Source organism: Polaribacter sargassicola (assembly GCF_021991835.1).
Classification (GTDB): Bacteria; Bacteroidota; Bacteroidia; order Flavobacteriales; family Flavobacteriaceae; genus Polaribacter; species Polaribacter sargassicola.
On sequence record NZ_JAHDAU010000004.1, the window covers coordinates 125,532 to 149,302 of the forward strand.

The window sequence follows — 23,771 nt, forward strand, 5'->3', positions numbered from 1 at the left end:
TTGAAAAATAAAATTAGTGAAATTTGTATAAAAATTAAAGAATAATAGAAACTAAAACCTAGTTAATATTTCTCCACTTAGAATTGTTGTTTGTAGATATTTTCTTAACAACTTGTATTAGTTTGTTTTTACTTCTGGTTTCTGGTCCATCAGAGTAAATATTTACAATTTCATCTGCCTTAGCATCAAAAAATAAACGAATTAAGTAATTACCAACTGTTTTATTATATATTTTTTCTAAAGAAATTACTGCATCTTCTATAGCTTGTTTTGCATCACTTTTATTAGAAGCAAGATTGTCTAAACCTTTTCTATGATAATTGTAAGTTGCCGTTTTAAATGCTGTTAATTTAGGTGATAAAAAATTATCTATCAATAAAAAACGATTTTGTTCACCTACTACATTTTGCCAAGCTGCAAGACCACTTTGTTGTGCTTGTAGCATTACGTTTTGCGCTTCTTTAAAATAAACTTCTCCACCATTTTTCTTAAAAGTATCTGCATCTGCACCTAAAATGACGTTTGCATAAAAAACAATGGTAGATACCAAATTATTATCAAAAGAATTTCTGTTATAAATTAAAGGATCAAACTCATTATATCTAAAGCTAAAATCGTTGTCTTTTAAACTTAAAACGGGTGTTGCGTATGTAGAACCATAAACTGGCCTTGTAGATTGTACTTGTAAAGTAGCTTCAAAACTATTAGACTGCCTAGAGGTAATAATAATTGTAAAAGCACAATCTATTCTCTCTTCTGGTTTTACTTCTTTGTTAGTCCATTTTGTTTGATTAATAAACTCTGATAAAGACTTTTCTAAAGTTTTAAAAACCTGAGTATTTGTACCTTCTACTTGATTATAGTTAATAGTTACTAAAGAATTTAATTCTTGAGAATTACTCTTAAAAACTAAAAATAATAACAGTAAAAGGAATACAATTTTACGCATTTATCTTCTTAACAATTTCATTTATGATATCTTTAGCAACTTCTACTTTAGATTTTAATTCAAAAGATTTTTCTCTTAAATCTTTATCTATAATCGTTATTTTATTTGTGTCGGTTGCAAAACCAGCTCCTTTGTCTTGTAAAGAGTTTAATACAATTGCATCTAATTTTTTACGTTTAAGTTTACCTTTTGCGTTTTCTAACTCGTTATTAGTTTCTAATGCAAAACCTACCAAAAATTGATCTTTTTTAATTTTACCTAAAGATGCTAAAATATCTTTTGTTGGTGCTAATTCTATTTGTAACGAAGAATCTTTCTTTTTTATTTTCTGACTCGCAACATTATTTGGTTTATAATCTGCAACAGCTGCAGAAAGTATTGCGATATCTACATCATTAAAATAAGAATGAGCAGCAACATACATATCTTCGGCAGAAACTACATCTATTCTTTTTACAAATGAATGATTTATTTTTTGATTGCTTGGTCCAGAAATTAAATAGACTTCTGCTCCTAAATTTGCTGCGGCTTTTGCAATTGCAAATCCCATTTTACCTGAAGAATGATTTCCTATAAAACGCACAGGATCTATAGCCTCATAAGTTGGACCTGCAGTTAATAATAGTTTTTTTCCTTTTAAAGGTAATTTAGATAAAATATCATTTTCTATAAAAGCCACAATATCTTCTGGTTCTGCCATTCTTCCTTCTCCTACCAAACCACTAGCTAACTCACCAGAAGTTGCAGGAATTATAGTGTTGCCAAAAGATTTTAATTTATCTAAACTTTTCTTTGTTGATGGATGAATGTACATATCCAAATCCATTGCAGGTGCTAAGTAAACAGGGCATTTAGAAGATAAATAAGTTGCTAATAACAAATTATCACAAGTTCCGTTTGCCATCTTAGACATGGTATTTGCTGTTGCAGGTGCAATAACCATATAATCTGCCCAAAGACCTAAATCTACATGATTGTTCCATAATTCATTTTCATCTTCTTTATCATAAAAAGTTGAATGAACTGGGTTTTTAGAAAGTGTAGATAATGTAAGAGGTGTTATAAAATCTTTAGACGCAGGTGTCATAACTACTTTAACCTCTGCGTCTAATTTTATAAATAAACGAACTAAACTAGCCGTCTTATATGCTGCTATACCAGCAGTAATACCTAAAAGGATTTTTTTACCACTTAAAACAGACATTATTCTGCTTCTGGATTTCTAAAATATACTTTATCATTTAACCACTCCTCAACAGCTAATGCAGTTGGTTTTGGTAATTTTTCGTAAAATTTAGAAACCTCTATTTGTTCTTTATTTTCAAAAACTTCTTCTAAACTATCGTTATAAGTAGCAAACTCATCTAATTTATCAACCAATTCTTTCTTTAAATCTGCATTTATTTGGTTTGCTCTTTTGGCAATAACAGAAATAGCTTCGTAAATGTTTTGTGTTGGAGCTTCTATTTCGTTTTTGTTATAAGTAACAGTACTTAATGCTGCCTTTGTATCTTTATAGTCCATAATAATTACTTAATTATTGTTTCTTTTTGTTTTTTTTGAAATTCTAGTTGTTTAGCAATTAATTCTTCCGCAACCTTTTTTTCTTCTTTTAGAGTTACTAACATTGTGTTAGCCTCTTCCATAAATTTAGATTTAGGAAAATTTCTTTCTAACTTTTCATATGCTCTAACAGCATCATCTACCCTTTCTGGTTTTCTTCTAATTGTACTTTTTAGCACAAAATCATGTGCTGCTTTTAGCCTGTAAAATAAAGCCTCTTCTTTAAACTCAGAACCTAAATAATCTGCTAATAAATTATCAAAAGCTTGTATTGCTGCTTTATAATTTCTCATATCATAATCTGCAGTTCTGTAATAAGTTTTTGCTATTTCAAAGTATTTTTTTTGAAGCTTGTATCTTAAGTCTTTATAATGTTGATTAGCTTCTTCTATTTTATCTGAATCTGGATAATCATTTATAAAGCTTTGAAAAGCTTCTAATGCTTTTATTGTTTCTGTTGGATCTTTACTATAAACCGGCGAAGCTAATTTATAGCTGTAAGCAGATAAAAAAGCCGCTTCTTCTTTCTTAGAACTTTTAGGGTAATTTTTAGCAAATCGATCAAAATAATAACCAGAAATACTGTAATCTTTCTCGTTAAAGTTAGATTGTGCTACCATATATTGTATACGCTCCATTTGTGGTTTACCTCTGTAAGTTGGTGTCACCTTTTCGAATAAACGTAAAGCTTTACTGTATTTTTTACTTTCGTAAAGTTTTACAGCCATTTTATATTGTTCTTCTACAGAACCTTTGTTTAATACTTTTTGATATTCTCCACATGAAAATAATACAAGTGAAACAATCAATAAACACGCTAAATTTTTAATTTTTTGCATCCTGCAAAATTAGTTATTAATTATGGATAAATAAAACATTTTTTTTAGACCGCAAATTATGTCTAATAACAATGACACAAAAAACGTAAAAAAAGATTTTATATCCTGCTAAAAGTTTGTTAATGTTAAAACAATAACTTTTAATTTACCTAAAAAAAATACTAAAAACTTGCTACAAATTTAGAAATTTTAGCTGAAAGTTCATTACTTGCTTTTACCAAAGGCAAACGTACTTCGTTTTTACAAATGTTTAATTCTTGTAAAACTGTTTTAATTCCGGCAGGATTATTTTCTTCAAAAATATAATCTATAACATCCATCATTTTAAAATGAATTTTATATCCCTCTTTATTGTTACCTTCTAATCCATGATTTATCATTGTAGAAAATTCTTTAGGAAAAGCTTGACCAATTACAGAAATTACACCAGATCCACCGGCTAAAGCAACACCTAAAGCTAAATCATCATCACCAGAAATCACTAAAAAACCTTCTGGTTTATCTCTTAATAAAGTATTGTACTGTTGTTGGTTATTACCCGCTTCTTTTACCCCAACTATGTTTTCAAACTCATTTGCTAAACGAATTGTAGTTGCTGGCTCCATATTTTTTGCAGTTCTACCAGGTACGTTATATAAAATAATTGGTAAATCTGTAGTTTCTGCAATTGCTTTAAAATGTTGATAAAAACCTTCTTGCGTTGGTTTACTATAATAAGGTGCTACAGAAAGAATACCATCAATACCTGTAAAATCTCTAGTTTTTAGTTCTTCTAAAACTAAAGCTGTATTATTACCACCAACACCTAAAACTAAAGGCAAACGCTTATTATTAGTCTTTATAATAACATTTATTATCTCTTGTTTTTCTTCTTTTGTAATAGTCGCACTTTCTGCGGTTGTACCGTTTATTACTAGGTAATCTGTACCGTTGTCTATGTTAAAGTTTACCAATTTTATAAGCGCATCAAAATCTACACTTAAATCTTCTTTAAATGGCGTAACTAAGGCAACTCCGGTTCCAATAAATTTTTGCATTATTCTGTATTTTATAAGGCGCAAAATTACACTTTTATCATTAATTTAAACTAAAAATATTTTTTTCTCGTAAAGAATAAACAATTTTAATTTTAAAGTTTAATTTTTTAGCTTCTTAAAAAGTTGTAAGTATTTTTTTAGCTCTAAACTAAATGATTTTAAATTTTCTGTTTTTTCTGATATTTCTATTCTATATAAGTTTTCATCTACACCTGTAAACCCAACTTTAAAAGAAGCCCTAGATTGTAAAATTGCCATTTTTAAATATAAGTTATCTTCTTTAAAATAGCCGATTAATAAATCGAATGGTTCTTCTAAAAAACTTTGTAAATTAGGATTTATAAAATTGCCTTTGCTATTAATATCTTTTTTTGAAAAATATTGAAAAGAATCTTCTTTTAGTTTACTGTCTTTACAGAAACTATAGATTTTGATGTTTTTTACACCAAGTATTGATGCAATTTCTTCTTCTAATTTTAAGCTTTCAGAAATTGTAGATAAGCTAATTATTCCTATACTTTTAATTTCTTTATCTGTGAATATTTCTTTTTTATCTGATAAAATTTTATCAAACTTTTTTCTTAATCTTAATTCTTTTATATTAAACAAACTCATCAATTTACTATTATTTATTTTTGAATCTCTAACAATATAAATTGATTTAATTGCTTACCGTATAATTGAAAATTATCATCAGAAATTAAAATTAAAGTTTGATTTCCGTTCGGTAATTTTGAACCAAAAGTAATTCCTTCTATATTATCTATAATTCTGTCTGTTAATTTATCTTTTACATCTTCAAAATTAAAAACCAATCTTTTTTTAAGCGGTACAAATTTAGTTGATTTTAAAGAATCTACATTTAAAATATTTGTAACCTCATCATCTAAAACAACATCAAAAATTCTAATGATATTACCGTAAGACTCATAACCACTTTGGTACGTTCTTTCTACAATAAAAAATCGATTTTTTTGATATTCTAAAATAGCTGTTACTCCATTTAAATTAATTTTTCCTTTTGCTGGTTTTGTAATATGTTCTAATTGATATGCGAATTGCTTGGTTGCATTTTTGCTTGTTTTATCATAATAAGTAATTCTTATTGGCGATGATTGTTTTGTAAAAGTTGGTTCTTCTCCATCAACGGTTAAAACACCTTCCATAGCAACCCAAAACCCTTTTTTATCAAAACTTTTTGAAGAACCTTCTAAAACAGCATTGTGTTTTATTGTTTTTAAATTTGATAAACTTTTTGGTAATTGAAAACTTTCTAAAAACTTTCCGTTTTTATCAATATTAAAAACAGATGGCGTTTTATTATAGTTTATAGAACCTTCACTGGTTAAATTGATTGCTCCTGTTTCTTCATCAACAAAAACAGACTCTAAATCGAGTACGTTTTCTTGATAAAACTGACTTGTACTGTCCTTTAAATAAATAGATTTTTTAAAATCTACAGCTGTAATTTTATTGTTAGCAACAATAATATCGCCAGATAAAACTCTTGGGTTTTTAGCATCATCTACTACAAAATAATATTGATTATTGGCAAAATCAACACCAGACAAACCGCCAATTTTTTCATTATTTAATTTTAACGAATCAGCTAAAATATACTCATCTAAAAAGTTTAATTGTAATTCTTTTGTTGTTTTACAAGATAAAAAAACACAGATTATTATCGCTACTAAAAATATTTTTCTCATTTCATTTATAACTTTCTTCTGTTGTCGTCAGATTGTGTATCAATTAATTTATTATAAGGGTCTACACCTACTTCTACTGGTTTTTTATCTACAATAATTGATATTTTATTATTAATCTGTGTAATTTTATGTTTTTGTAGATATAGCTCTTTTTCTTTGGCAACACCATCAACTTCCTCTTCCGTAAAAATACCAATATCTATATAATCTTGTAATGGAAGTGATAAAATTGGCTTGCTCATATTTTCTGATTTATAGCTTAAAGTATCTCCTACTTTTTCTCCATAAAACTTTTTTCCTTTTTCATCATTTCTATACTTAGAAACTTCAAATTCTATATCTACTTGATATTTTCCGTCTCCTAATGGTATCGATTTTGCTTCTACAATTCTGTTTTTGTAAAGCGTTATAGTTTCAAACATATCTTTAATTACATATTGTAAAGAATCTGGTGTAACCTCTTTAATGTAATTCACCATTTCTACAGAAGTTGTATACGGCGCTTCTTGAAATTGTACCTTTTCTACATATTTTTTTAAAGTTGCGTTTAACTTTTCTTCTCCAATATAATCACTTAAAGCATAAAAAACCAAAGATCCTTTTTGATAACGAATGTATCCTTGTCCGTCATTATACATTAAAGGTTTTTCTCTCTTCGTCTCTAAAGTTCTTTGCATTAAATATCCATCTAAAGCTTCTTTTAAAAACGTGCGCATTTTTGGTTTTCCGTTCTGATGTTCTAATACTTTTAAAGAAACGTATTCCGATAAACTTTCTGATAACATTGTTGCTCCTAAAACATCGGCTCCTATTACTTGATGCGCCCACCATTGATGTGCAACTTCGTGTGCTGTTACTGCAAACGGATAATCTACTCCGTCTTCATTAGTATCATCTACAGCAGCAATAAAACCAAATCCTTCAGAAAACGGAATTGTATTTGCAAATGATTGTGCAAAAGTTCCGTGTGTTCTCGGAAACTCAATAATTCTTAATTGTTTATGTTGATAAGGACTAAAATTTTTCTCATTATAAGTGATAGATGCTTTCATCCCTTTCATCATTCTATCTAAATTATAATCGTGTGGTTTATGATAGTAAATTTCTAAACTAATTCCGTTCCACATTTCTTTTTTAACTTGATATCTTGCCGAATTAAATGCATAAAAGTTCAACATTTTGCTATCCATTTTATAATGGAAATATTTACGACCATCTTCTGTCCACTCTTTTTGCAAATAACCTGGCGCAATGGCAATTTGGTCTTCGGATGTAGAAACGGTTGCTTCAAAATCTATCCAATCAGAATCTTTAGAAATATACGTATTGTTTAAAGCCGTAGAATCTGTTGGTTGCGGGCGTAAATTATTTGGCGGTAAATCGTATTTTTCTCTTGTTTTATTATCTGTTAGTTCTCCGCCAGAAGAATATCCTAAAGAAGGAAACATGGAGAAATTATTTAAAAAAGTTCCGTTTTCTAAAACAGGAGATTTTCTTTGAAACATGGTATTTTTATCACTCTTAACATGCACGGTTAATTGTAAAGAATCGCCTGGCAGTATTTTTTTATCGAACTTATAAATATCAAAATTAAAAACAGTGTCTTCTAAAACCAAATTGTTTGGTTTATTAAACTCAAAAGTACTTTCTAACGAATTATGATTTAAAAAAATACTATCAATAGCTTTGTCAGTTTTATTTATCATTGTAAAAACAGCACTTGCTTTGTACGTTCTTTTCTTCGGATAAATGGCTACATCAGCATTTACAGCTACAATTCTTGGTTGTTTGTAATTCTCGTATTTTTTATATGTTTTTTCCCATTTTACAGCATTTAATTCAGCTTGTTTAGAGGCAGAATTTTCTTCATCCGATTTTGTTTCTTGATAAATGGTAAATCCTAAAGTTAAAAAAGCAACTGAAAAAATAGCTAAACTTATTTTTTGAGGTATTTTAAATCTATTTTTAGCAATTTCTAATCTTTCTGCAAAAGAATTTGGCAAACCTCTAACCCAAAATAAAACACTAGCAATTAGTAATAAACTTCCGCCTAAAATCCAATAGATTTTGTACCATAAATATCTAGATAATGCAGAGCCATAACCATTCATATCAGAATAACTAAAACCTGGCCCTTCGTTATATTTAAAGATAGCCAATTCTATTCCTACTAAATCTAAAAACGGAATTCCGATAGCTACAATCAATAAAACCAACAAACCTAAATATTGATTTTTAAACAAGGTTTGTACAAAAATTGCCAAGAAAGCCCAAACCACATAGTTTAAAAATTTTAAGCCAAATAGTTCTTTTACATAATGACCGATTTCGAAATTATAATATCCTTGATATGCTTGAAACAACATACCAGAAACCATAATTACTGCCAATAAAACCAATTGCATTTTTAAAATGGCAATTAATTTAGAGAATAATAAGGTCCAATTTGGTATGGGTGTACTATCAACTAAATGATTAATTTTTGCTGTTCTGGCTCTTTGTATTAACATACCTGAATATAAAAAAGTACAAATGTTAATTACAAATAAACTAAAGATATTTCCACCGCCTAACATTTGCCAAGTTACTGGTAATGTATCTGTTCCAAAAATTTCACTAGAAATAAACAGCGTTCCAAATAACATTAAAAGCCCAACAATAAGAATGCAAATAAATGGTAAACTTTTAAAAATGTATTTAAAATCGATGTTAGACAACTTCCACATCACTTTTAAATTCTGAATAAAAGAATAATCATAAGATACTTTTGGCAATGTTATTCTTGTAATTCCGCTAAAATTAGATTTTGTAACTCTTTCTCCTTTAGATCTTTTAAAAGAAAGTGTAATGGCATTCTGAGTAAATTTAAAGTATTTGTAAACCAAACCAAAAATTAAAGAAGAAACTACCAACCACAACAGGCGATTATAAATTACCAATTCTCCGATAGGCAATTGCAGTTCATTTTGCTCAGCAACAGTCCAATATTTAGTATAATATGATGATGCGGAAGACCCAAAAGGATCTAAAATAGCCAATAAAGTTGCTTGTTCTGGTTCTGATAAAATACTAGAAATTGCTCCTTGTACAAACATTAAAATTATAACTGTAATAAAACCAGCAGCAATACTTCTAGAAAAAGTAACGATTGCAAAAACAACCGCTCCAAAAAACAACACATTTGGCAAAATATACACCAAATAAGTTGTTAAATACGTTGTTATATTAAAATCGCCAACAATATCAGAGTTGGTTCCAGGAAAACGAAACCCTATAATCATACCGAAAGCAATAACCAAAACAATGGCAGAAACCACTACAATTCCACTAAAAAACTTTGCGAATAAATAATTAGCCTTTGTAAACGGATACGAATATAAAATAGTGTGCATTTCGCTTTTGTAATCTCTGTAAATAGAAACTCCAATAATTGACGGAAATAAAAAGAATATTAAAATTGTAAATGCATTAAACAAACCTGTTACTCCAATGGGTGAATTTACAATTCTAGAAGAACCTGTTGTGCCAGAAATTCCATCCCAAATACCCGCAGATGTTGCTGATAAAAAGAAAGAAATCAATAAAAAAATTGAAATATAAATATAAAAAACAGGCTTGTTAAACCAATATTTTAACTCTTGTTTAAAAATAGTAGAAAACATAATTTTAATGTGTAAAAGTTGAACTGTTAAATTGTTTTGTTTTAGTTCTCGACTGCTCTAGAACCTACATTTTAATTATGCAGTTACTGGTTCGTCTTGTTTTAAAGCAATAAAATACACGTCATCTAATTGTGGTGTTGCTGCAATAAAGTCTTCCGAAGGTTTTTCTATTGCGTGCACTCTTATATTTAAAGTATTATCTGCATTAAAGTTTCTAGACAATACGTTATACATTTTCATGTTTTCTTCTAAATCGTCTTTATCTATTATTTTTGTCCAGATTGTATTTTCTAATTCTTCTGTGGCTTTTTGTGGCGTAGAGTGTTTTAAAATTCGTCCTCCGTTTAAAATAGCCATTTCATTACATAATTCTTTAACATCTTCTACAATATGTGTAGAAAAAATAACTGTACAATTGCTACCAACCTCTCTTAAAACATTTAAAAAACGATGTCTTTCTGCAGGGTCTAAACCCGCCGTTGGTTCATCAACAATAATTAATTTAGGATTGTTTAAAAGCAATTGTGCAATACCAAAACGCTGTTTCATTCCGCCAGAATAGCCCGCAACATGTTTGTGTCTTACTTCATATAAATTAGTAATTTCTAAAACCTCTTTTACAATTGCTTTTCTTTCGTCTTTTTTTGCGATTCCTTTTAAAGTAGCAAAATAATCTAACAAATCTTCTGCAGACATTTTAGGATATACACCAAAAGATTGAGGTAAATAACCTAATACTTTACGTAAAGACATATTGTCTTCTAAAACATTAATATCACCAAAAGTAATAGAACCAGCATCCGGACTTTGTAATGTTGCAATCGTTCTCATTAAAGAAGATTTTCCTGCTCCATTAGGTCCTAATAAACCAAACATTCCTGTACCTATTTCTAAACTTAAATTATCTATAGGTTTTACTCCATTTTTATATGTTTTGGTTAAATTTTTAATTACTAACTTCATATTGTTGGTTTTTTTATAGCTTTAATTTTATTTTTACTGAAGATGTTTTTTCTAAACCATCTTCTTTATACACTCTGTTATAAATAATCTTTACGTAATCGTAATTATTTAAATTTAATAAATATTCTTGAAGTTCTTTTTTTATATGTTTTGATATTTTAAAAAAATCGCTATTTGAATATTTTGAAAAATCACTTATTGTAAATGTTAAATTTACTCCATTCTCTTGTGATATTCCGTTTTTGTTAGAATAATATGTTCCGATATTTAATTTTTCAAAATCAAAACCTTTTTTTAGTCTTTTTTCAAAACCATTTTTACCAATTTTAAATTCAGGATTTAAATCAGAAGTTCCTGTAGATGTTGTTGTACAGCTAAAAACAATAAAGATTGAAAAAAACGTAAAAATGATTTTTAATTTTTTCATATTTTAAGTAGTGTTAGTTTAATTCTATTTGTAGATTTAAGAAGTAATTTGTTACAAAATTTAAGACAAATATAAGATATAGTAAAAAAATCGTATTATTTTTACACTAAGAAGTATAAATTGTTACAACAACTTTTCTTTCTATATTTCTATTAAAAGAAAACCTACAAACAAATATTTTTTACTTCAATTACTTTTTTAATTTATAAATAAAAAACAATGTCAAAAGAATCAATATTAAATAAAGAATCTCTTACATTTTTAGAGAAATATTTAAATAATGCAGCACCAACCGGTTACGAATGGGAAGGTCAAAAAATTTGGATGGATTATCTAAAACCTTATGTAGACACTTTTATTACAGACACATACGGTTCTGCAGTAGGTGTTATAAACCCTGATGCAAAATACAAAGTTGTTATAGAAGGCCACGCAGACGAAATTTCTTGGTATGTAAATTACATTTCTGATAATGGGTTGATTTATGTTATTAGAAATGGAGGTTCTGATCATCAAATTGCACCAAGTAAAATTGTAAATATTCATACTAAAAAAGGTATTGTTAAAGGTGTTTTTGGTTGGCCAGCAATACATACAAGAGATAGATCTAATGAAGAAGCTCCAAAACCAGACAATATTTTTATAGATACAGGTTGTGCTACCAAAAAAGAAGTAGAAGATTTAGGCGTGCATGTTGGTTGCGTAATTACGTATCCAGATGAATTCCATATCTTAAACGGAGATAAATTTGTTTGTAGAGCTTTAGACAACAGAATGGGTGGGTTTATGATTGCCGAAGTTGCTCGTTTACTAAAAGAAAATGGTAAAGAATTACCTTTTGGCTTATACATTACAAACTCGGTACAAGAAGAAATTGGTTTACGTGGTGCAGAAATGATTACACAAACCATTCAACCAAATGTTGCTATTGTTACTGATGTTACTCACGATACAACAACACCAATGATTGAACCTAAAAAAGCTGGCTTATTAGAATTAGGTAAAGGCCCAGTTGTTGCTTACGCACCTGCTGTACAACAAAAATTACGCGATTTAATTACAGAAACTGCAGAGGCTAAAAAAATTCCTTTTCAACGTTCTGCCCTTTCTAGAGCAACCGGTACAGACACAGATGCTTTTGCTTACAGCAACGGTGGTGTTGCTTCTGCTCTAATTTCTTTACCTTTAAGATACATGCACACAACTGTAGAAATGGTACATAGAGATGATGTAGAAAATGTAATTAAAATGATTTACGAAACATTATTAAACATTAAAGACGGAGATACTTTTTCTTACTTTGAATAAAATATAGAAAACGCAAAAGCGCTAAGTTTTCGCAAAGGTCGCAAAAAATGAATCATATAACTTTGTGGCCTTTGCGGTTTCTTTGCGAACTTAGCGGTTAAAAAAAATGGATGAACTAATAGACATTTTAACTCCTGATGGAAAACCTACAGGAAAAACAGCTTTAAAATCTGAAGCACATAAAAATGGTTGGTTTCATGCCACTGTACATATTTGGTTATTTACCGCGGATGAAAAAATATTGCTTCAAAAAAGAGCAATGACAAAAAAAGTTTTTCCGGGTTTATGGGATATTTCTGTTGCAGGACACATTGCGGCCGGCGAAGATGTTTTAACATCAGCTAAAAGAGAGGTTTTAGAAGAAATTGGTTTGCAATTATCCGAAAAAGATTTCATCAAAATTGGTACAAGAATTCATCAGGTTAAACATCCAAACGGAATTCAAGATAACGAACATCATCATGTTTTTATCGCAGAGCTTAAAAAACCTATTTCAACATTAATCATCCAAAAAGAAGAGGTTGATGACATTAAATTGTTTGATTTATCAACCTTAAAAAGTACCAAAAATTTAGAAAACGTTTTGCTTTCTCGTTTTCATGATTATTATTGTTCGGTTTACGATAAAATAATAAAACATACTCAAAAATGAAAAAAAATAAAATAGTAAACTTATTTGAAAACGATAAAAACATTCTAAATACAGAAGTTAAATATGCTGAATTACTTGAAAAATTCATATTACCGTTTACAAAAGAGTTTGAAAGCTTTGAATATCAAGAAGATATTTTTGAATTAGCTATTAATGCATGGAATTTTGGTAACATGAGTTCCATTCTTGATGAAGATGATTTTGAAGACATAATATCAAACGCAAAAGACGAGGATATTGATTATGATTTATTACTAAAGATGATTGCACATAAAAATCTAGAATTTGAAGAATTTTCTGATTTTATCATTGATTTTAACATAAAGAAAAATAAAAAAACATTCTCTATAAATGTCGTAACAGAAGATGAAGATACATATATGACTAATATGTTTTTTCAATCTTCAGAAACAGCACCTATGGAAGATGAATTTGAGGAAAACTACATCAATAGATCTGCCATTACTATTAAACCTTTGCAACCATTTATAGATTGGCACAATACTCTTTACCCAACTTCTAAAATTGACGCTTCTGAGTTTAAGGATATAAATATATATTTAATTAACAACACTAGTCACAAGGATATTGAAACTCATTTAAAAAAGAAATTTGACAACTATTTTATGAGAGAATTAGAAGATTGGCATACTGATAAAAAGGCCTGGCCACAAAGACGAAACTATAAAATGTTTAAAAACTGGTTTGAAGTTAATATTAGTACGGCTGTTTTTGACTTAGAAAACACACCAGTTAGTAAAAGTGACTATTAAAATTTATCAACCTTTAAAAATAGATGAAAAATTCAATTGCAGAACGTGTTTTTGATTTTCTAAAAAACTACCCTCCTTTTAATTTATTGTCAAAAGATAAATTAATGGATATTTCAAAAGAAATAAACATCATTTATTTAGAAAAAGGAAAAATTCTATTTAACCAAAACGACACCAATCATAATCATTTTTATATTGTTAGAAACGGAGCTATCAACTTATATAAAAATTTAAAAAAAGAAAAAATTCTAATTGATATTTGTGATGGTGGTGATATTTTTGGCTTAAGGCCATTAATTAGTAAAGAAAACTACGTTTTAGATGCAATTGCAAACGAAGAATCTATTATTTACGGAATTCCTATTAAAACTTTTGAAGCAGTTTCAGAAAACAATTTAAAAGTAAATAAATATCTTATTACTTCTTTTGCTTCAAAATCTTTTGACCCTTATACAAACGAACAAAACAATAATATTTTCACTGATTATATAGTAAAAGATAAATTAAAATATTCTAATCTACATTCTGTTAATTATACAAAAAAACCTTTAAGTTGTACTGTTAATACTACAATTAAAGAAGCTGCTATAAAAATGAGCAATCAAAAAGTTGGTTGTATTGTTGTGGTTGATGACAAAGACATACCTAAAGGAATTATTACCAATAGTGATCTAAAAAATAAAATTGCAACTGGTCTTTTTTCTATTGATATTTCTGTAAAAGAAATAATGTCTTCTCCTGTAATTACACAAACTAAAAAGCTTACAGTTTTAGATGCTCAATTACAAATGATTAAACAAAAAGTTGGTCATTTATGTATTACTATTGACGGTACTAATAATTCTAAATTAATAGGTATTTTAAACAACCACGATGTTTTGGCTTCTTTAGGAAATAACCCAACTGTTATTTTAAAAGAAATTAAAAGAGCAAAAAGAACAAACGAAATTCGTAAAATTAGAAGTAAAGCTAACTTACTTTTAAAATCTTATTTAGAGCAAAATATTCCATTATCTCATATTTCTAAAATAATTTCAGAAATTAACGATGCAGTTACCATAAGAGTTGTAGAACTTGCCTTAAAAAAAATGGATTCTCCACCTCCTGTAAAATTTACTTGGTTGGCTTTAGGTAGCCAAGGCAGAAAAGAACAACTCTTATATACAGACCAAGATAATGCGTTAATTTTTGAAGATACGACTACAGAAAACTATTTAGAAACTAAAAATTACTTTTTAAAACTAGCAGGACACATAACAAAATCGTTACATAAAATTGGTTATGAATACTGCCCTGCAGAAATGATGGCTAGTAACCCAAAATGGTGCTTATCTTTATCTGAATGGAAAAACCAATTTAATGATTGGATTATTAATATTGATGAAAAAGCCATTTTATTATCATCTATTTTCTTTGATTTTAATGCAATCTATGGTGATACTGATATGTCTAAAGAATTAACCAAAAGTATTTTTAAAACATTAAATGAAAAAAGTTTATTATACACTTTTTTAGGTAAAGAAGCTATTGCAAGCCCATCTCCACTTGGTTTTTTTAGACAATTTTTAGTAGAAAATAATGGTGACCATAAAGATTCTTTTAACATAAAAAAAAGAGCTTTAATGCCATTAATTAATGCTGCTAGACTTTTAATTTTATCAAATAATATTTTTGAAATAAATAATACAGGATTGCGTTTTGAAAAATTAGCAGAAATAGAACCACAAAACAAAGAGCTTTATCAATCTTGTTCTTATGCTTTTAAAGCCTTACTTAAATTTAAAACAAAGCAAGGTATTTTACACAACGATTCTGGTAAGTTTATAAAACTAGAATCATTAACTAAAGAAGAAAAATTAAAGTTAAAAAGATGTTTTAAACCTATAAGAGAAATTCAAGAAGTTCTTTCTCATCGATTTAATTTATCAAATAAAATTTAATCATGAAGTTTAATTGGTTTCAAAAAAAGGTAAAAAAAGCTTTGCCTACTTTCTTTATAGAATATGAAAATAATTTTTTAGAAATACCAAAACTAACTATAGAAGAAACTAAATTTATTGTTTTTGATACAGAAACTACTGGTTTTCATAAAATAAAAGACAGAATTTTATCTATAGGAGCTGTAACTTTAACCAACAATACTTTAAATATAAACAACAGTTTTGAAACTTATTTAAAACAAGATGTTTTTAACCCAGAAACTGTTCATATTCACGGAATTTTAAAAAACGGAAATCATACCAAAATAACAGAATTAGAAGCTTTAAAACAGTTTTTAAAATACATTGGCAATTCTATATTAGTTGGTCATCATGTTGGTTTTGACGTAACAATGATAAACCAAATATTGCAAAGACATCATTTACCAAACCTTAAAAATAAAACGTTGGATACAGAATTTTTATTTAGAAAATCTAAACATGCCGTTTATCAAAATACATTGCCTAAAAAACGCTATACCTTAGATAATTTATGTGATGAATTAAACATTTCTAAGAGTGATAGACACACTGCAATTGGTGATGCTTTTATAACTGCAATTGCTTTTTTAAAAATAATATCTCGATTAAATAAAAACAACAATTTAACAGTAAGAGATTTATTTTAAACTAAAAAAACTTAGAAAGTTTATCTCTTTCTAAGTTTTTTATATTTCTTATTAATAAGCTATTTAATTAGTAGGCTTCTCAAAAAACGAATCATCTAATTTTTCTTTACTAATTAAAGGCAATTTAAAATCAACAATTTTTGGTGTTGGTATAAATTTACCTTCTTTATCTTTTGTGTACCAAGTAATTTGTTTTGGTAAAATAAAATCACTTACGTTTTCCCAAGAATTATATCTTATCATTTTATAATTATCTACCGGAGCTTTAGATCTAAAAGTAACCGTATAAGCCAACCATTCCATTTGATAAGTTTTAGGGTTGTAATACAATATATAATTATCATCTGGAGAAGTACCTACGTTTGCTTTATATGATACTTTATAGCCAGGGTAATTAGTACCTTCAAACATAAAATCGTCTACTTTTTCGTAAATTATTCCGTCATCAGCTAATACAAAAGGCATTGCATAAAAATAGAAATACAAGTTGTAATAAAACTTAGGATCTCTTTTTAAGCTACCTTTTTCTACTTCATTAGACCAAATGCTATCTCCATTAAAACCTAAGGAATATTTAGGCGAGTTAATTACAATTTTACGAGAATGCAAATCTGAAGTGTGCGCTTCATCCTCTTTATTAAAAGAAATTGTTTGTGCATCTCTCCATTTTTTTATTCCTCCATGAGCTTCAAAAACTTTTCCTAATTCATCTGGAAAAGCATCTTTTTTAACCTCAACCTTTTTAATTGTTTCTTTAACTTCCGTTTTTGGTTCATTTTTACATGAAACACAAATTAAAACAACTAACAATAAAATATTTTTTTTCATAACTTAAAGTTCTTTAAACCTTTTAGTTACAAATATATTTATTTTAATGGTTTAGCAAAAAAAGAATCTAACAAATCATTCTTTTTTATAGATGCCTCTGTAAATGCAGTTGCAGGTCTTGCTGGTTCAGTTGGCACACCGTTTTCATCTTTTTTATACCAAGTAATTTCAGCAGGTAAAAACAATCCGTTTACGTTATTCCAAGTACCATATTTAATCAGATTAAACTTATCACTTGGTTTTTTAGTTTTAAAAGTAGCCGTATAAGCTAACCATTCCATTTGATAAGTTTCTGGGTTGTAATACAACTTGTAGTTATCATCAGGTGAACTTCCTTTATCTGCTTTAAAAGAAATTTTATAACCAGGATAACTAATTTCGTTATATGTTAAAGGTGCTATTTTTTCATAAATAATTCCGTCATCTGCCAAAACAAAAGGCATTGCATAAAAATAAAAATACAAATTGTGATAAAAAGCAGGATTTCCTTTAAAAGCACCTTTTTCAGCTTCATCTAACCAAATTTCTTTTCCATCAAACCCAACAGCATAATTTGGTGCTTTAATAACATTAATACGAGATTTTAAATCTACAGTGTGTACTTCCTCTCCTTTTTTAAAGGATAAAATTTCTGCATTTCTCCAAGTATCAATTCCTCCGTGAGCTTTAAAAACTTTTCCTAATTCTTCTGGGAAGCTTTCTTTTTTAACTTCAACAACTTTAACTTCTGATTGAGTTTCTTTTTTAGGTTCGTTCTTACAAGAAATTGCAATTACAACAATTAATAATAAAAGTACTTTTTTCATAATTTGGTTTATAGATTTTTAATTGAATAATCTAAGCAGTCGTTTTTATTTAACTTCTTTACAAAAAAGGTAATTTTTAAGTGTTAAATTTTAGATTGATACGTGTACAAATCAAAATACCTTCCTTTTTTGGCGATTAACTCATCGTGAGTTCCTCTTTCTGCAATATTACCTGCTTCTACAACTAAAATTTGGTCTGCCTGTTTTATTGTACTTAATCGATGTGCAATTACAATAGTGGTTCTGTTTTTGATTAGTTTTGATAAACTTTTCTGTATTAGAGATTCGCTTTCTGTATCTAAACTAGAAGTAGCTTCATCTAAAATAATTATTTTTGGATTCGCTAAAATTGCTCTTGCAATTGCCAATCTTTGTCGCTGACCGCCAGATAATTTAACACCTCTTTCTCCTATTAAAGTATCTAAACCATCATCAAATCTATCTGTAAATTCATTTACATACGCTGCTTTTACAGCATTTTGCAACTCTTCTTCTGTAGCATTTGGCCTCGGAAACAAAATATTGTCTCTTATTGTTCCTTCAAACAAAAATTCATCTTGCAAAACAACTCCTAAATTTTTTCTAAAACTAGACAGTTTTACTTTTGACATATCTTTACCATCAATCGTAATTTTACCCGATTGTGGATTTAAAAATGTTGCTGATAAACCTGCTATAGTAGATTTACCAGAACCAGAACTGCCAACCAAAGCTGTAACAGAACCAGCCGGAACCTTAAAGTTGATATTTTTAATCACCTTTTTTCCTTCTTCATAAGCAAAAGAAACATCCTCAAAATTAATTTCTCCTTTTAAATCTTCTAAAACAACGGTTCTTTCTAAATTATCTTCTTCTGCAGCCATATTCATTAACTCTTCGGTTCTATCTAAACCTGCCAAAGCTTCTGTTAATTGGCTACCAATATTGCTCATCTGTACAATAGGCGCAACCATAAAAGCTAATAAAAAAGTAAACTGAATAAAATCTCCAAAAGTCATTGAGCCTTGTATAATATAATAACCACCAATACCCATAACACCTGTTGTTGCTAAACCAATTAAAAGTGTAGAAGAGCTTGTCATTAAAGCTGTTGCTGTCATACTTTTTTTAACATTTATAAAAATATTTGCAACACCTTCTTCAAAAATTTTACTTTCTTGCTCTTCCGCATTAAAGGCTTTAATTACTCTAATTCCGCCTAAAGTTTCTGTTAATCTTCCTTTTACTTCTGCATTAATTTTACCTCTTGCTCTAAAAATAGGACGAATGTATTTAAATGATTTTAAAGCGATGATTCCAAAAATAGATAAAGGAACAAAAGTAAAAAGCGTCATCCAAACATTCATTTTTAAAAGAATAACTAATGTTACAATTGCAGTAAATGAACCTCCGATTAGTTGCACCAAACCTGTACCAATTAAGTTTCTTACACCTTCTACATCCGTCATAATTCTAGAAACCAATGCGCCAGATTTTGTATTATCAAAAAAACTGATTGGTAAAGACAAAACTTTCTTTTGTACTTGTGCTCTTAATTCTGATATTAAATATTGTGCCTGAATGCTTAATACCTTTGTTAATAAAAAAGAGGTAACTGCTTGTACCAAAATTGCTGCAATAACTATAAGTATTAAATAATATAATTGGTTATAATCTTTGTTAGGCACAACCTCATCCATTAAAACTTTACTTTGCATTGGCAAAACAAAACCAGATAAACTTCTTATAATTATTAAAATTAATCCTAAAAAAACCAAGTTTCTTCTTGGCCAAATAATGGTTTTAAAAGCTTGTTTTAATGTTACTTTTGGCTTTTTATTTTCTTTTTTTGATTCTTTTAAATGCTGCATAAAAATTAGTTGTCAATTTATATGCCATTAAATTGAAGTCTGACATATTTACAAAATTACAACAAACAAAAAACTCCACAGATTTTAACATCTATGGAGTCTAAAATATTTTCTAAAGACTAACCGTTTATAAATAAGCTTGCGTGAGCGATAGAAACGGCATCCTTTTTGCTTTTTCTGCAAAAAGATATAGTGGATAGCGCAGTTTTTGTTTTTTTTAACAAAAACACGCCCAAATTCTACAATCTTTTATCAATAATACTTTGTACAACTTCTGGATTTAACAAAGTACTTGTATCTCCTAAATTATCTAACTCATTACTCGCAATTTTACGTAAAATACGTCTCATAATTTTACCTGAACGAGTTTTTGGCAATCCGTCTGAAAACTGAATTTTATCTAGTTTTGCAATTGGCCCAATTCTATCTGTAATTAATTGGTTGATTTCTTTTTTAAGATTATCATGATTTCTATACTCGCCAGCATCTTTTAATGTTATATAACCATACAAAGCACTTCCTTTTATATCATGAGGGAAACCAACAATAGCAGATTCTGCAATTGCAGGATGTTCGTTAATTGCATCTTCTATTGGTGCGGTTCCTAAATTATGACCAGAAACGATAATTACATCATCTACTCTACCTGTAATTCTGTAATAACCAACTTCATCTCTTAAAGCTCCATCACCTGTAAAATACATATTATCAAAAGCAGAAAAATAGGTTTCTTTATATCGTTGATGATTTCCCCAAATTGTTCTTGCCATACTTGGCCAAGGATATTTTATACACAAACGCCCTTCTACTTGATTTCCTTTTAACTCATTTCCGTTTTCATCCATTAAAGCAGGTTGAACACCAATAAAAGGCAAAGTTGCATAAGTTGGTTTTGTTGGTGTTACATATGGTATTGGTGTAATCATCATTCCGCCCGTTTCTGTTTGCCACCAAGTATCTACAATAGGGCTTTTCTTTTTTCCTATGTTATCATTATACCAATGCCATGCTTCTTCATTAATTGGCTCTCCAACCGAACCTAAAACTTTTAAAGATGATAAATCATATTTTTCTACCAATTCTCCACCATGTTTAGACAAAGCTCTAATAGCTGTTGGTGCTGTATAAAACTGATTTACTTTGTGTTTTTCTACAATTTCCCAAAAACGCCCAAAACTAGGATAACTTGGTACGCCTTCAAACATTACCGTTGTTGCGCCGTTTGCTAATGGCCCATAAACAATATAAGAATGCCCAGTAATCCAACCAATATCTGCTGTACACCAATAAACATCATCATCTCTGTACTGAAAAGCATTTTTAAATGTATATGCTGTGTACACCATATAACCTGCAGTTGTATGCACCATTCCTTTTGGCGTACCTGTAGAACCAGAAGTATAGAGTATAAATAACGGATCTTCTGCATCCATTATTTCTGCTTTACATACTGCCGAAGCATTATCTAACAAAGGTTGTAACCATTTATCTCTACCTTCTTTCAGATAGATATCTGAATTGATCCTTTTAACAACCAAAACACTTTCTACACAATCGCAATTTTCTAAAGCTTCATCTACAATGCCTTTTAAATCAATTGTTTTTTTACCTCTATAAGATCCGTCTGAAGTAATTACCAATTTACAATCAGAATCATTAATTCTTGTAGCTAATGCTTTAGATGAAAAACCTGCAAAAACAACCGAATGTATTGCGCCAATTCTTGCACAAGCTAACGTTGCTATTGCCAATTCTGGAATCATTGGAACATAAATACAAACTCTATCTCCTTTTTTTACGCCTTGTTCTTTTAAAACATTTGCAAATTTGTTTACTCTCTCGTGTAATTGATTGTAACTAATATGTTCTGCTTTTTCATTAGGATCATTGGGTTCAAATAAAATGGCTGTTTTATCTCCTTTTGTTGTTAAATGCCTGTCTATACAATTTTCTGTGATGTTCAATTTTGCTCCTTCGAACCATTTTACTGCTGGTTTAGAAAAATCCCAATCTAAAACTTTATCCCATTTCTTTCTCCAAACAAAATGTTCTTCTGCTATTTCTTCCCAAAAGTTTTCTGGTTCTCTTACAGATTTTCTGTAAACTTTAAAATATTCTTCTAAATGTTTAATGTGATAATTGCTCATAGTAACTTAGTTAATTGTAATTATTCTTCTAAAAATAGAAATTATATTTCTTTATAAAAAGGATAATGCATTTTTTAAATGTTTTTTTAACATAAAAACCAAAAAACATATTTATTTTTTATCATTTTAACATTCTAAAACTAAATTAAAAAGTAATAATATTTCTCAATTATATAATTAATTGAGTTACTTTTTAATCAAAATTTATATTTAAATTTATTGCAAATGATAAAACAATATGAAAAAGCTAATCTTATTATTTTTTGTAATTATAATGGCATGTTCTAATGATGATGATGTTCAATCTCAAATTATAAATATGAGAATTAATCATTATCAAAATACAGCAATTGCCGAAGGTTTGTTTCTAACTTATTTAGTGCAAAAAGAAGATAATGTTGGCTCTAATGAATGGAGTAATCTTTATAGTTCTATTGATGGGTTTGAATATGAATCAGGATTTATTTATGACATAGAAGTAAGCGTTGAAAAAATTAGTAATCCTCCTGCTGATGGCAGTTCTTTAAAATATACTTTAAAAGAAATAATATCTACTGAAAAAGTAGATGATGAAACTACTTTTGATCTCATTTTAAAAATAGGTAACGAAAGTTTTATTACCCAAACTTCTGGTTATCAAATTTTAAATAAAATTGATGTTGATTGTAATGTTTTATGCGATGAACTTGACATACAATTACAAAACAAAGAAGAATTAATTGGTACTTTTAAAAGAGTTGACAGTGATAAAATAGCATTGATAAAACTTGAGTAAAAAATACCTTTATATTAAATTTACAGTCTAAAACTACAAATTTGGTAATAGATTTACTATTAGATTATTGGCATATTATTTTACTATTTTTTTCTGTTGCTATTTTATATTCATCAGTTGGTTTTGGAGGCGGTTCTAGTTATTTGGCTATTTTAGCTTTAACTAGTATTGTTTTTACACAGATAAGAGCAACGGCTCTTTTATGTAATATTGTTGTAGTTTCTAGCAATGTTTTATTATTTCATCAACAACAAAAAATTGACTGGAAAAAAGTAACACCACTGGTTTTATTAAGTATTCCGCTTGCTTTTTTAGGCGGAAAATTAAAAATTAATCAACATTTCTTTTTTATTCTTTTAGGTTTTACGCTTCTTTTTGCTGCAATTACTATGTGGATTTCTAAAAAAATAATTGCTTCAGATAAAAAAATATCAACATCAAATTCTTTTAAAAATGCAAGTTTTGGCGGATTTATTGGTTTTATTTCTGGAATGGTTGGTATTGGTGGTGGTATTTTTTTAGCACCTCTTTTACATTTAACAAATTGGGATACACCAAAAAAAATTGCTGCTACTGCTAGTGTTTTTATTTTTGTAAATTCTATTGCTGGTTTATTGGGCCAATACTCTAATCCAGATTTTATAATTGATTGGAACTTGACTTCTATATTACTTGTAACCGTTTTTATTGGCGGACAAATTGGTAGTAGAATGAGTAACAATTATTTTACGCCTATTCAATTAAAAAAGGCAACCGCTATTTTGATTGCCTTTGTTAGTTTTAGAATTTTATTTAAATATCTTCTGTTTTAAAAAACATTTGTTCTTGTTTTTAAATATATTTGATTTCTAAATTTAACAAAATCAAAAAAATAA

Annotated in this window: 21 protein-coding genes; 7 read left to right on the forward strand and 14 right to left on the reverse strand. The window is 28.4% G+C overall.

Annotation, left to right across the window (positions count from 1 at the left end; translation table 11 throughout):
• Positions 1-58: 58 nt before the first annotated feature.
• The 10 genes from porD to KI686_RS08225 form a co-directional block, all read right to left on the reverse strand.
• Positions 59-949: a type IX secretion system protein PorD gene (gene porD / locus KI686_RS08180; protein WP_237588790.1), complete on the reverse strand. Its 891-nt coding sequence runs from the start codon at positions 947-949 to the stop codon at positions 59-61.
• Positions 942-2,153, reverse strand: a complete 1,212-nt coding sequence (gene coaBC, locus KI686_RS08185) for a bifunctional phosphopantothenoylcysteine decarboxylase/phosphopantothenate--cysteine ligase CoaBC (protein ID WP_237588791.1) — start codon at positions 2,151-2,153, stop codon at positions 942-944. Before coaBC ends, porD begins: the two co-directional genes overlap by 8 nt.
• A complete protein-coding gene (locus tag KI686_RS08190; RefSeq protein WP_237588792.1) occupies positions 2,153-2,473 on the reverse strand; it encodes a DNA-directed RNA polymerase subunit omega in 321 nt (106 codons plus the stop codon). The genes coaBC and KI686_RS08190 overlap by 1 nt, the downstream gene beginning before the upstream one ends.
• A 5-nt stretch (positions 2,474-2,478) precedes the next feature.
• Entirely contained in the window at positions 2,479-3,351 is an 873-nt protein-coding gene (locus KI686_RS08195; RefSeq protein ID WP_237588793.1) for an outer membrane protein assembly factor BamD, read from the reverse strand.
• 161 nt (positions 3,352-3,512) lie between these two features.
• Complete coding sequence (dapA, locus tag KI686_RS08200) at positions 3,513-4,388, reverse strand: 4-hydroxy-tetrahydrodipicolinate synthase (protein WP_237588794.1); 876 nt, start codon at positions 4,386-4,388, stop codon at positions 3,513-3,515.
• Between the two features lie 99 nt (positions 4,389-4,487).
• Positions 4,488-5,003 carry a DUF6913 domain-containing protein gene (locus KI686_RS08205; RefSeq protein WP_237588795.1) on the reverse strand — a complete coding sequence of 172 codons (516 nt, stop codon included), beginning with the start codon at positions 5,001-5,003 and terminating at the stop codon, positions 4,488-4,490.
• Positions 5,004-5,017: 14 nt separating this feature from the next.
• Positions 5,018-6,097, reverse strand: coding sequence for an esterase-like activity of phytase family protein (locus KI686_RS08210; protein ID WP_237588796.1), 1,080 nt, complete (start codon positions 6,095-6,097; stop codon positions 5,018-5,020).
• A 5-nt stretch (positions 6,098-6,102) separates the two neighbouring features.
• A complete protein-coding gene (locus tag KI686_RS08215; protein ID WP_237588797.1) occupies positions 6,103-9,759 on the reverse strand; it encodes an ABC transporter permease/M1 family aminopeptidase in 3,657 nt (1,218 codons plus the stop codon).
• A gap of 75 nt (positions 9,760-9,834) precedes the next feature.
• On the reverse strand, positions 9,835-10,722 hold the full coding sequence (locus KI686_RS08220; RefSeq protein ID WP_237588798.1) for an ATP-binding cassette domain-containing protein: 888 nt from the start codon (positions 10,720-10,722) through the stop codon (positions 9,835-9,837).
• A gap of 13 nt (positions 10,723-10,735) precedes the next feature.
• Positions 10,736-11,149 (reverse strand): hypothetical protein, encoded by a 414-nt coding sequence (locus KI686_RS08225; RefSeq protein WP_237588799.1) that lies wholly within the window; start codon positions 11,147-11,149, stop codon positions 10,736-10,738.
• A 219-nt stretch (positions 11,150-11,368) separates the two neighbouring features.
• Between KI686_RS08225 and KI686_RS08230 the strand changes: the two genes are divergently transcribed.
• From KI686_RS08230 to KI686_RS08250, 5 genes are all read left to right on the forward strand, one after another.
• Positions 11,369-12,457, forward strand: a complete 1,089-nt coding sequence (locus KI686_RS08230) for a M42 family metallopeptidase (RefSeq protein ID WP_237588800.1) — start codon at positions 11,369-11,371, stop codon at positions 12,455-12,457.
• Positions 12,458-12,563: 106 nt separating this feature from the next.
• The gene (locus tag KI686_RS08235; protein WP_237588801.1) at positions 12,564-13,109 is read left to right on the forward strand and encodes an NUDIX hydrolase; all 546 of its coding nucleotides are present in this window, start codon (positions 12,564-12,566) and stop codon (positions 13,107-13,109) included.
• A complete protein-coding gene (locus KI686_RS08240; protein ID WP_237588802.1) occupies positions 13,106-13,882 on the forward strand; it encodes a hypothetical protein in 777 nt (258 codons plus the stop codon). Before KI686_RS08235 ends, KI686_RS08240 begins: the two co-directional genes overlap by 4 nt.
• Positions 13,883-13,905: 23 nt before the next feature.
• Positions 13,906-15,822, forward strand: coding sequence for a DUF294 nucleotidyltransferase-like domain-containing protein (locus KI686_RS08245; RefSeq protein WP_237588803.1), 1,917 nt, complete (start codon positions 13,906-13,908; stop codon positions 15,820-15,822).
• A gap of 2 nt (positions 15,823-15,824) precedes the next feature.
• On the forward strand, positions 15,825-16,490 hold the full coding sequence (locus KI686_RS08250) for a 3'-5' exonuclease (RefSeq protein WP_237588804.1): 666 nt from the start codon (positions 15,825-15,827) through the stop codon (positions 16,488-16,490).
• Between the two features lie 63 nt (positions 16,491-16,553).
• Here the strand turns inward: KI686_RS08250 and KI686_RS08255 are convergent, their stop codons facing one another.
• From KI686_RS08255 to acs, 4 genes are all read right to left on the reverse strand, one after another.
• Positions 16,554-17,318: a DUF6503 family protein gene (locus KI686_RS08255; RefSeq protein ID WP_237588805.1), complete on the reverse strand. Its 765-nt coding sequence runs from the start codon at positions 17,316-17,318 to the stop codon at positions 16,554-16,556.
• Positions 17,319-17,356: 38 nt separating this feature from the next.
• A complete protein-coding gene (locus tag KI686_RS08260; protein WP_237588806.1) occupies positions 17,357-18,124 on the reverse strand; it encodes a DUF6503 family protein in 768 nt (255 codons plus the stop codon).
• Positions 18,125-18,207: 83 nt separating this feature from the next.
• Positions 18,208-19,974, reverse strand: coding sequence for an ABC transporter ATP-binding protein (locus tag KI686_RS08265; RefSeq protein WP_237588807.1), 1,767 nt, complete (start codon positions 19,972-19,974; stop codon positions 18,208-18,210).
• A gap of 239 nt (positions 19,975-20,213) precedes the next feature.
• Positions 20,214-22,121 (reverse strand): acetate--CoA ligase, encoded by a 1,908-nt coding sequence (acs, locus tag KI686_RS08270; protein WP_237588808.1) that lies wholly within the window; start codon positions 22,119-22,121, stop codon positions 20,214-20,216.
• Positions 22,122-22,359: 238 nt separating this feature from the next.
• Between acs and KI686_RS08275 the strand changes: the two genes are divergently transcribed.
• Both KI686_RS08275 and KI686_RS08280 read left to right on the forward strand, forming a co-directional pair.
• Positions 22,360-22,896 (forward strand): DUF4377 domain-containing protein, encoded by a 537-nt coding sequence (locus KI686_RS08275; RefSeq protein WP_237588809.1) that lies wholly within the window; start codon positions 22,360-22,362, stop codon positions 22,894-22,896.
• Positions 22,897-22,937: 41 nt separating this feature from the next.
• Positions 22,938-23,708, forward strand: coding sequence for a sulfite exporter TauE/SafE family protein (locus KI686_RS08280; protein ID WP_237588810.1), 771 nt, complete (start codon positions 22,938-22,940; stop codon positions 23,706-23,708).
• Positions 23,709-23,771 lie beyond the last annotated feature (63 nt).

Bases quoted from the DNA above. Each gene is read 5' to 3' on its own strand.
- KI686_RS08255 (WP_237588805.1), bottom strand. From the start codon at position 17,318: ATGAAAAAAAATATTTTATTGTTAGTTGTTTTAATTTGTGTTTCATGT.
- KI686_RS08220 (WP_237588798.1), bottom strand. From the start codon at position 10,722: ATGAAGTTAGTAATTAAAAATTTAACCAAAACATATAAAAATGGAGTA.
- KI686_RS08260 (WP_237588806.1), bottom strand. From the start codon at position 18,124: ATGAAAAAAGTACTTTTATTATTAATTGTTGTAATTGCAATTTCTTGT.
- KI686_RS08210 (WP_237588796.1), bottom strand. From the start codon at position 6,097: ATGAGAAAAATATTTTTAGTAGCGATAATAATCTGTGTTTTTTTATCT.
- KI686_RS08265 (WP_237588807.1), bottom strand. From the start codon at position 19,974: ATGCAGCATTTAAAAGAATCAAAAAAAGAAAATAAAAAGCCAAAAGTA.
- KI686_RS08240 (WP_237588802.1), top strand. From the start codon at position 13,106: ATGAAAAAAAATAAAATAGTAAACTTATTTGAAAACGATAAAAACATT.
- KI686_RS08275 (WP_237588809.1), top strand. From the start codon at position 22,360: ATGAAAAAGCTAATCTTATTATTTTTTGTAATTATAATGGCATGTTCT.
- dapA (WP_237588794.1), bottom strand. From the start codon at position 4,388: ATGCAAAAATTTATTGGAACCGGAGTTGCCTTAGTTACGCCATTTAAA.
- porD (WP_237588790.1), bottom strand. From the start codon at position 949: ATGCGTAAAATTGTATTCCTTTTACTGTTATTATTTTTAGTTTTTAAG.
- KI686_RS08190 (WP_237588792.1), bottom strand. From the start codon at position 2,473: ATGGACTATAAAGATACAAAGGCAGCATTAAGTACTGTTACTTATAAC.
- KI686_RS08225 (WP_237588799.1), bottom strand. From the start codon at position 11,149: ATGAAAAAATTAAAAATCATTTTTACGTTTTTTTCAATCTTTATTGTT.
- KI686_RS08195 (WP_237588793.1), bottom strand. From the start codon at position 3,351: ATGCAAAAAATTAAAAATTTAGCGTGTTTATTGATTGTTTCACTTGTA.
- KI686_RS08235 (WP_237588801.1), top strand. From the start codon at position 12,564: ATGGATGAACTAATAGACATTTTAACTCCTGATGGAAAACCTACAGGA.
- KI686_RS08230 (WP_237588800.1), top strand. From the start codon at position 11,369: ATGTCAAAAGAATCAATATTAAATAAAGAATCTCTTACATTTTTAGAG.
- acs (WP_237588808.1), bottom strand. From the start codon at position 22,121: ATGAGCAATTATCACATTAAACATTTAGAAGAATATTTTAAAGTTTAC.
- KI686_RS08215 (WP_237588797.1), bottom strand. From the start codon at position 9,759: ATGTTTTCTACTATTTTTAAACAAGAGTTAAAATATTGGTTTAACAAG.
- KI686_RS08250 (WP_237588804.1), top strand. From the start codon at position 15,825: ATGAAGTTTAATTGGTTTCAAAAAAAGGTAAAAAAAGCTTTGCCTACT.
- coaBC (WP_237588791.1), bottom strand. From the start codon at position 2,153: ATGTCTGTTTTAAGTGGTAAAAAAATCCTTTTAGGTATTACTGCTGGT.
- KI686_RS08205 (WP_237588795.1), bottom strand. From the start codon at position 5,003: ATGAGTTTGTTTAATATAAAAGAATTAAGATTAAGAAAAAAGTTTGAT.
- KI686_RS08245 (WP_237588803.1), top strand. From the start codon at position 13,906: ATGAAAAATTCAATTGCAGAACGTGTTTTTGATTTTCTAAAAAACTAC.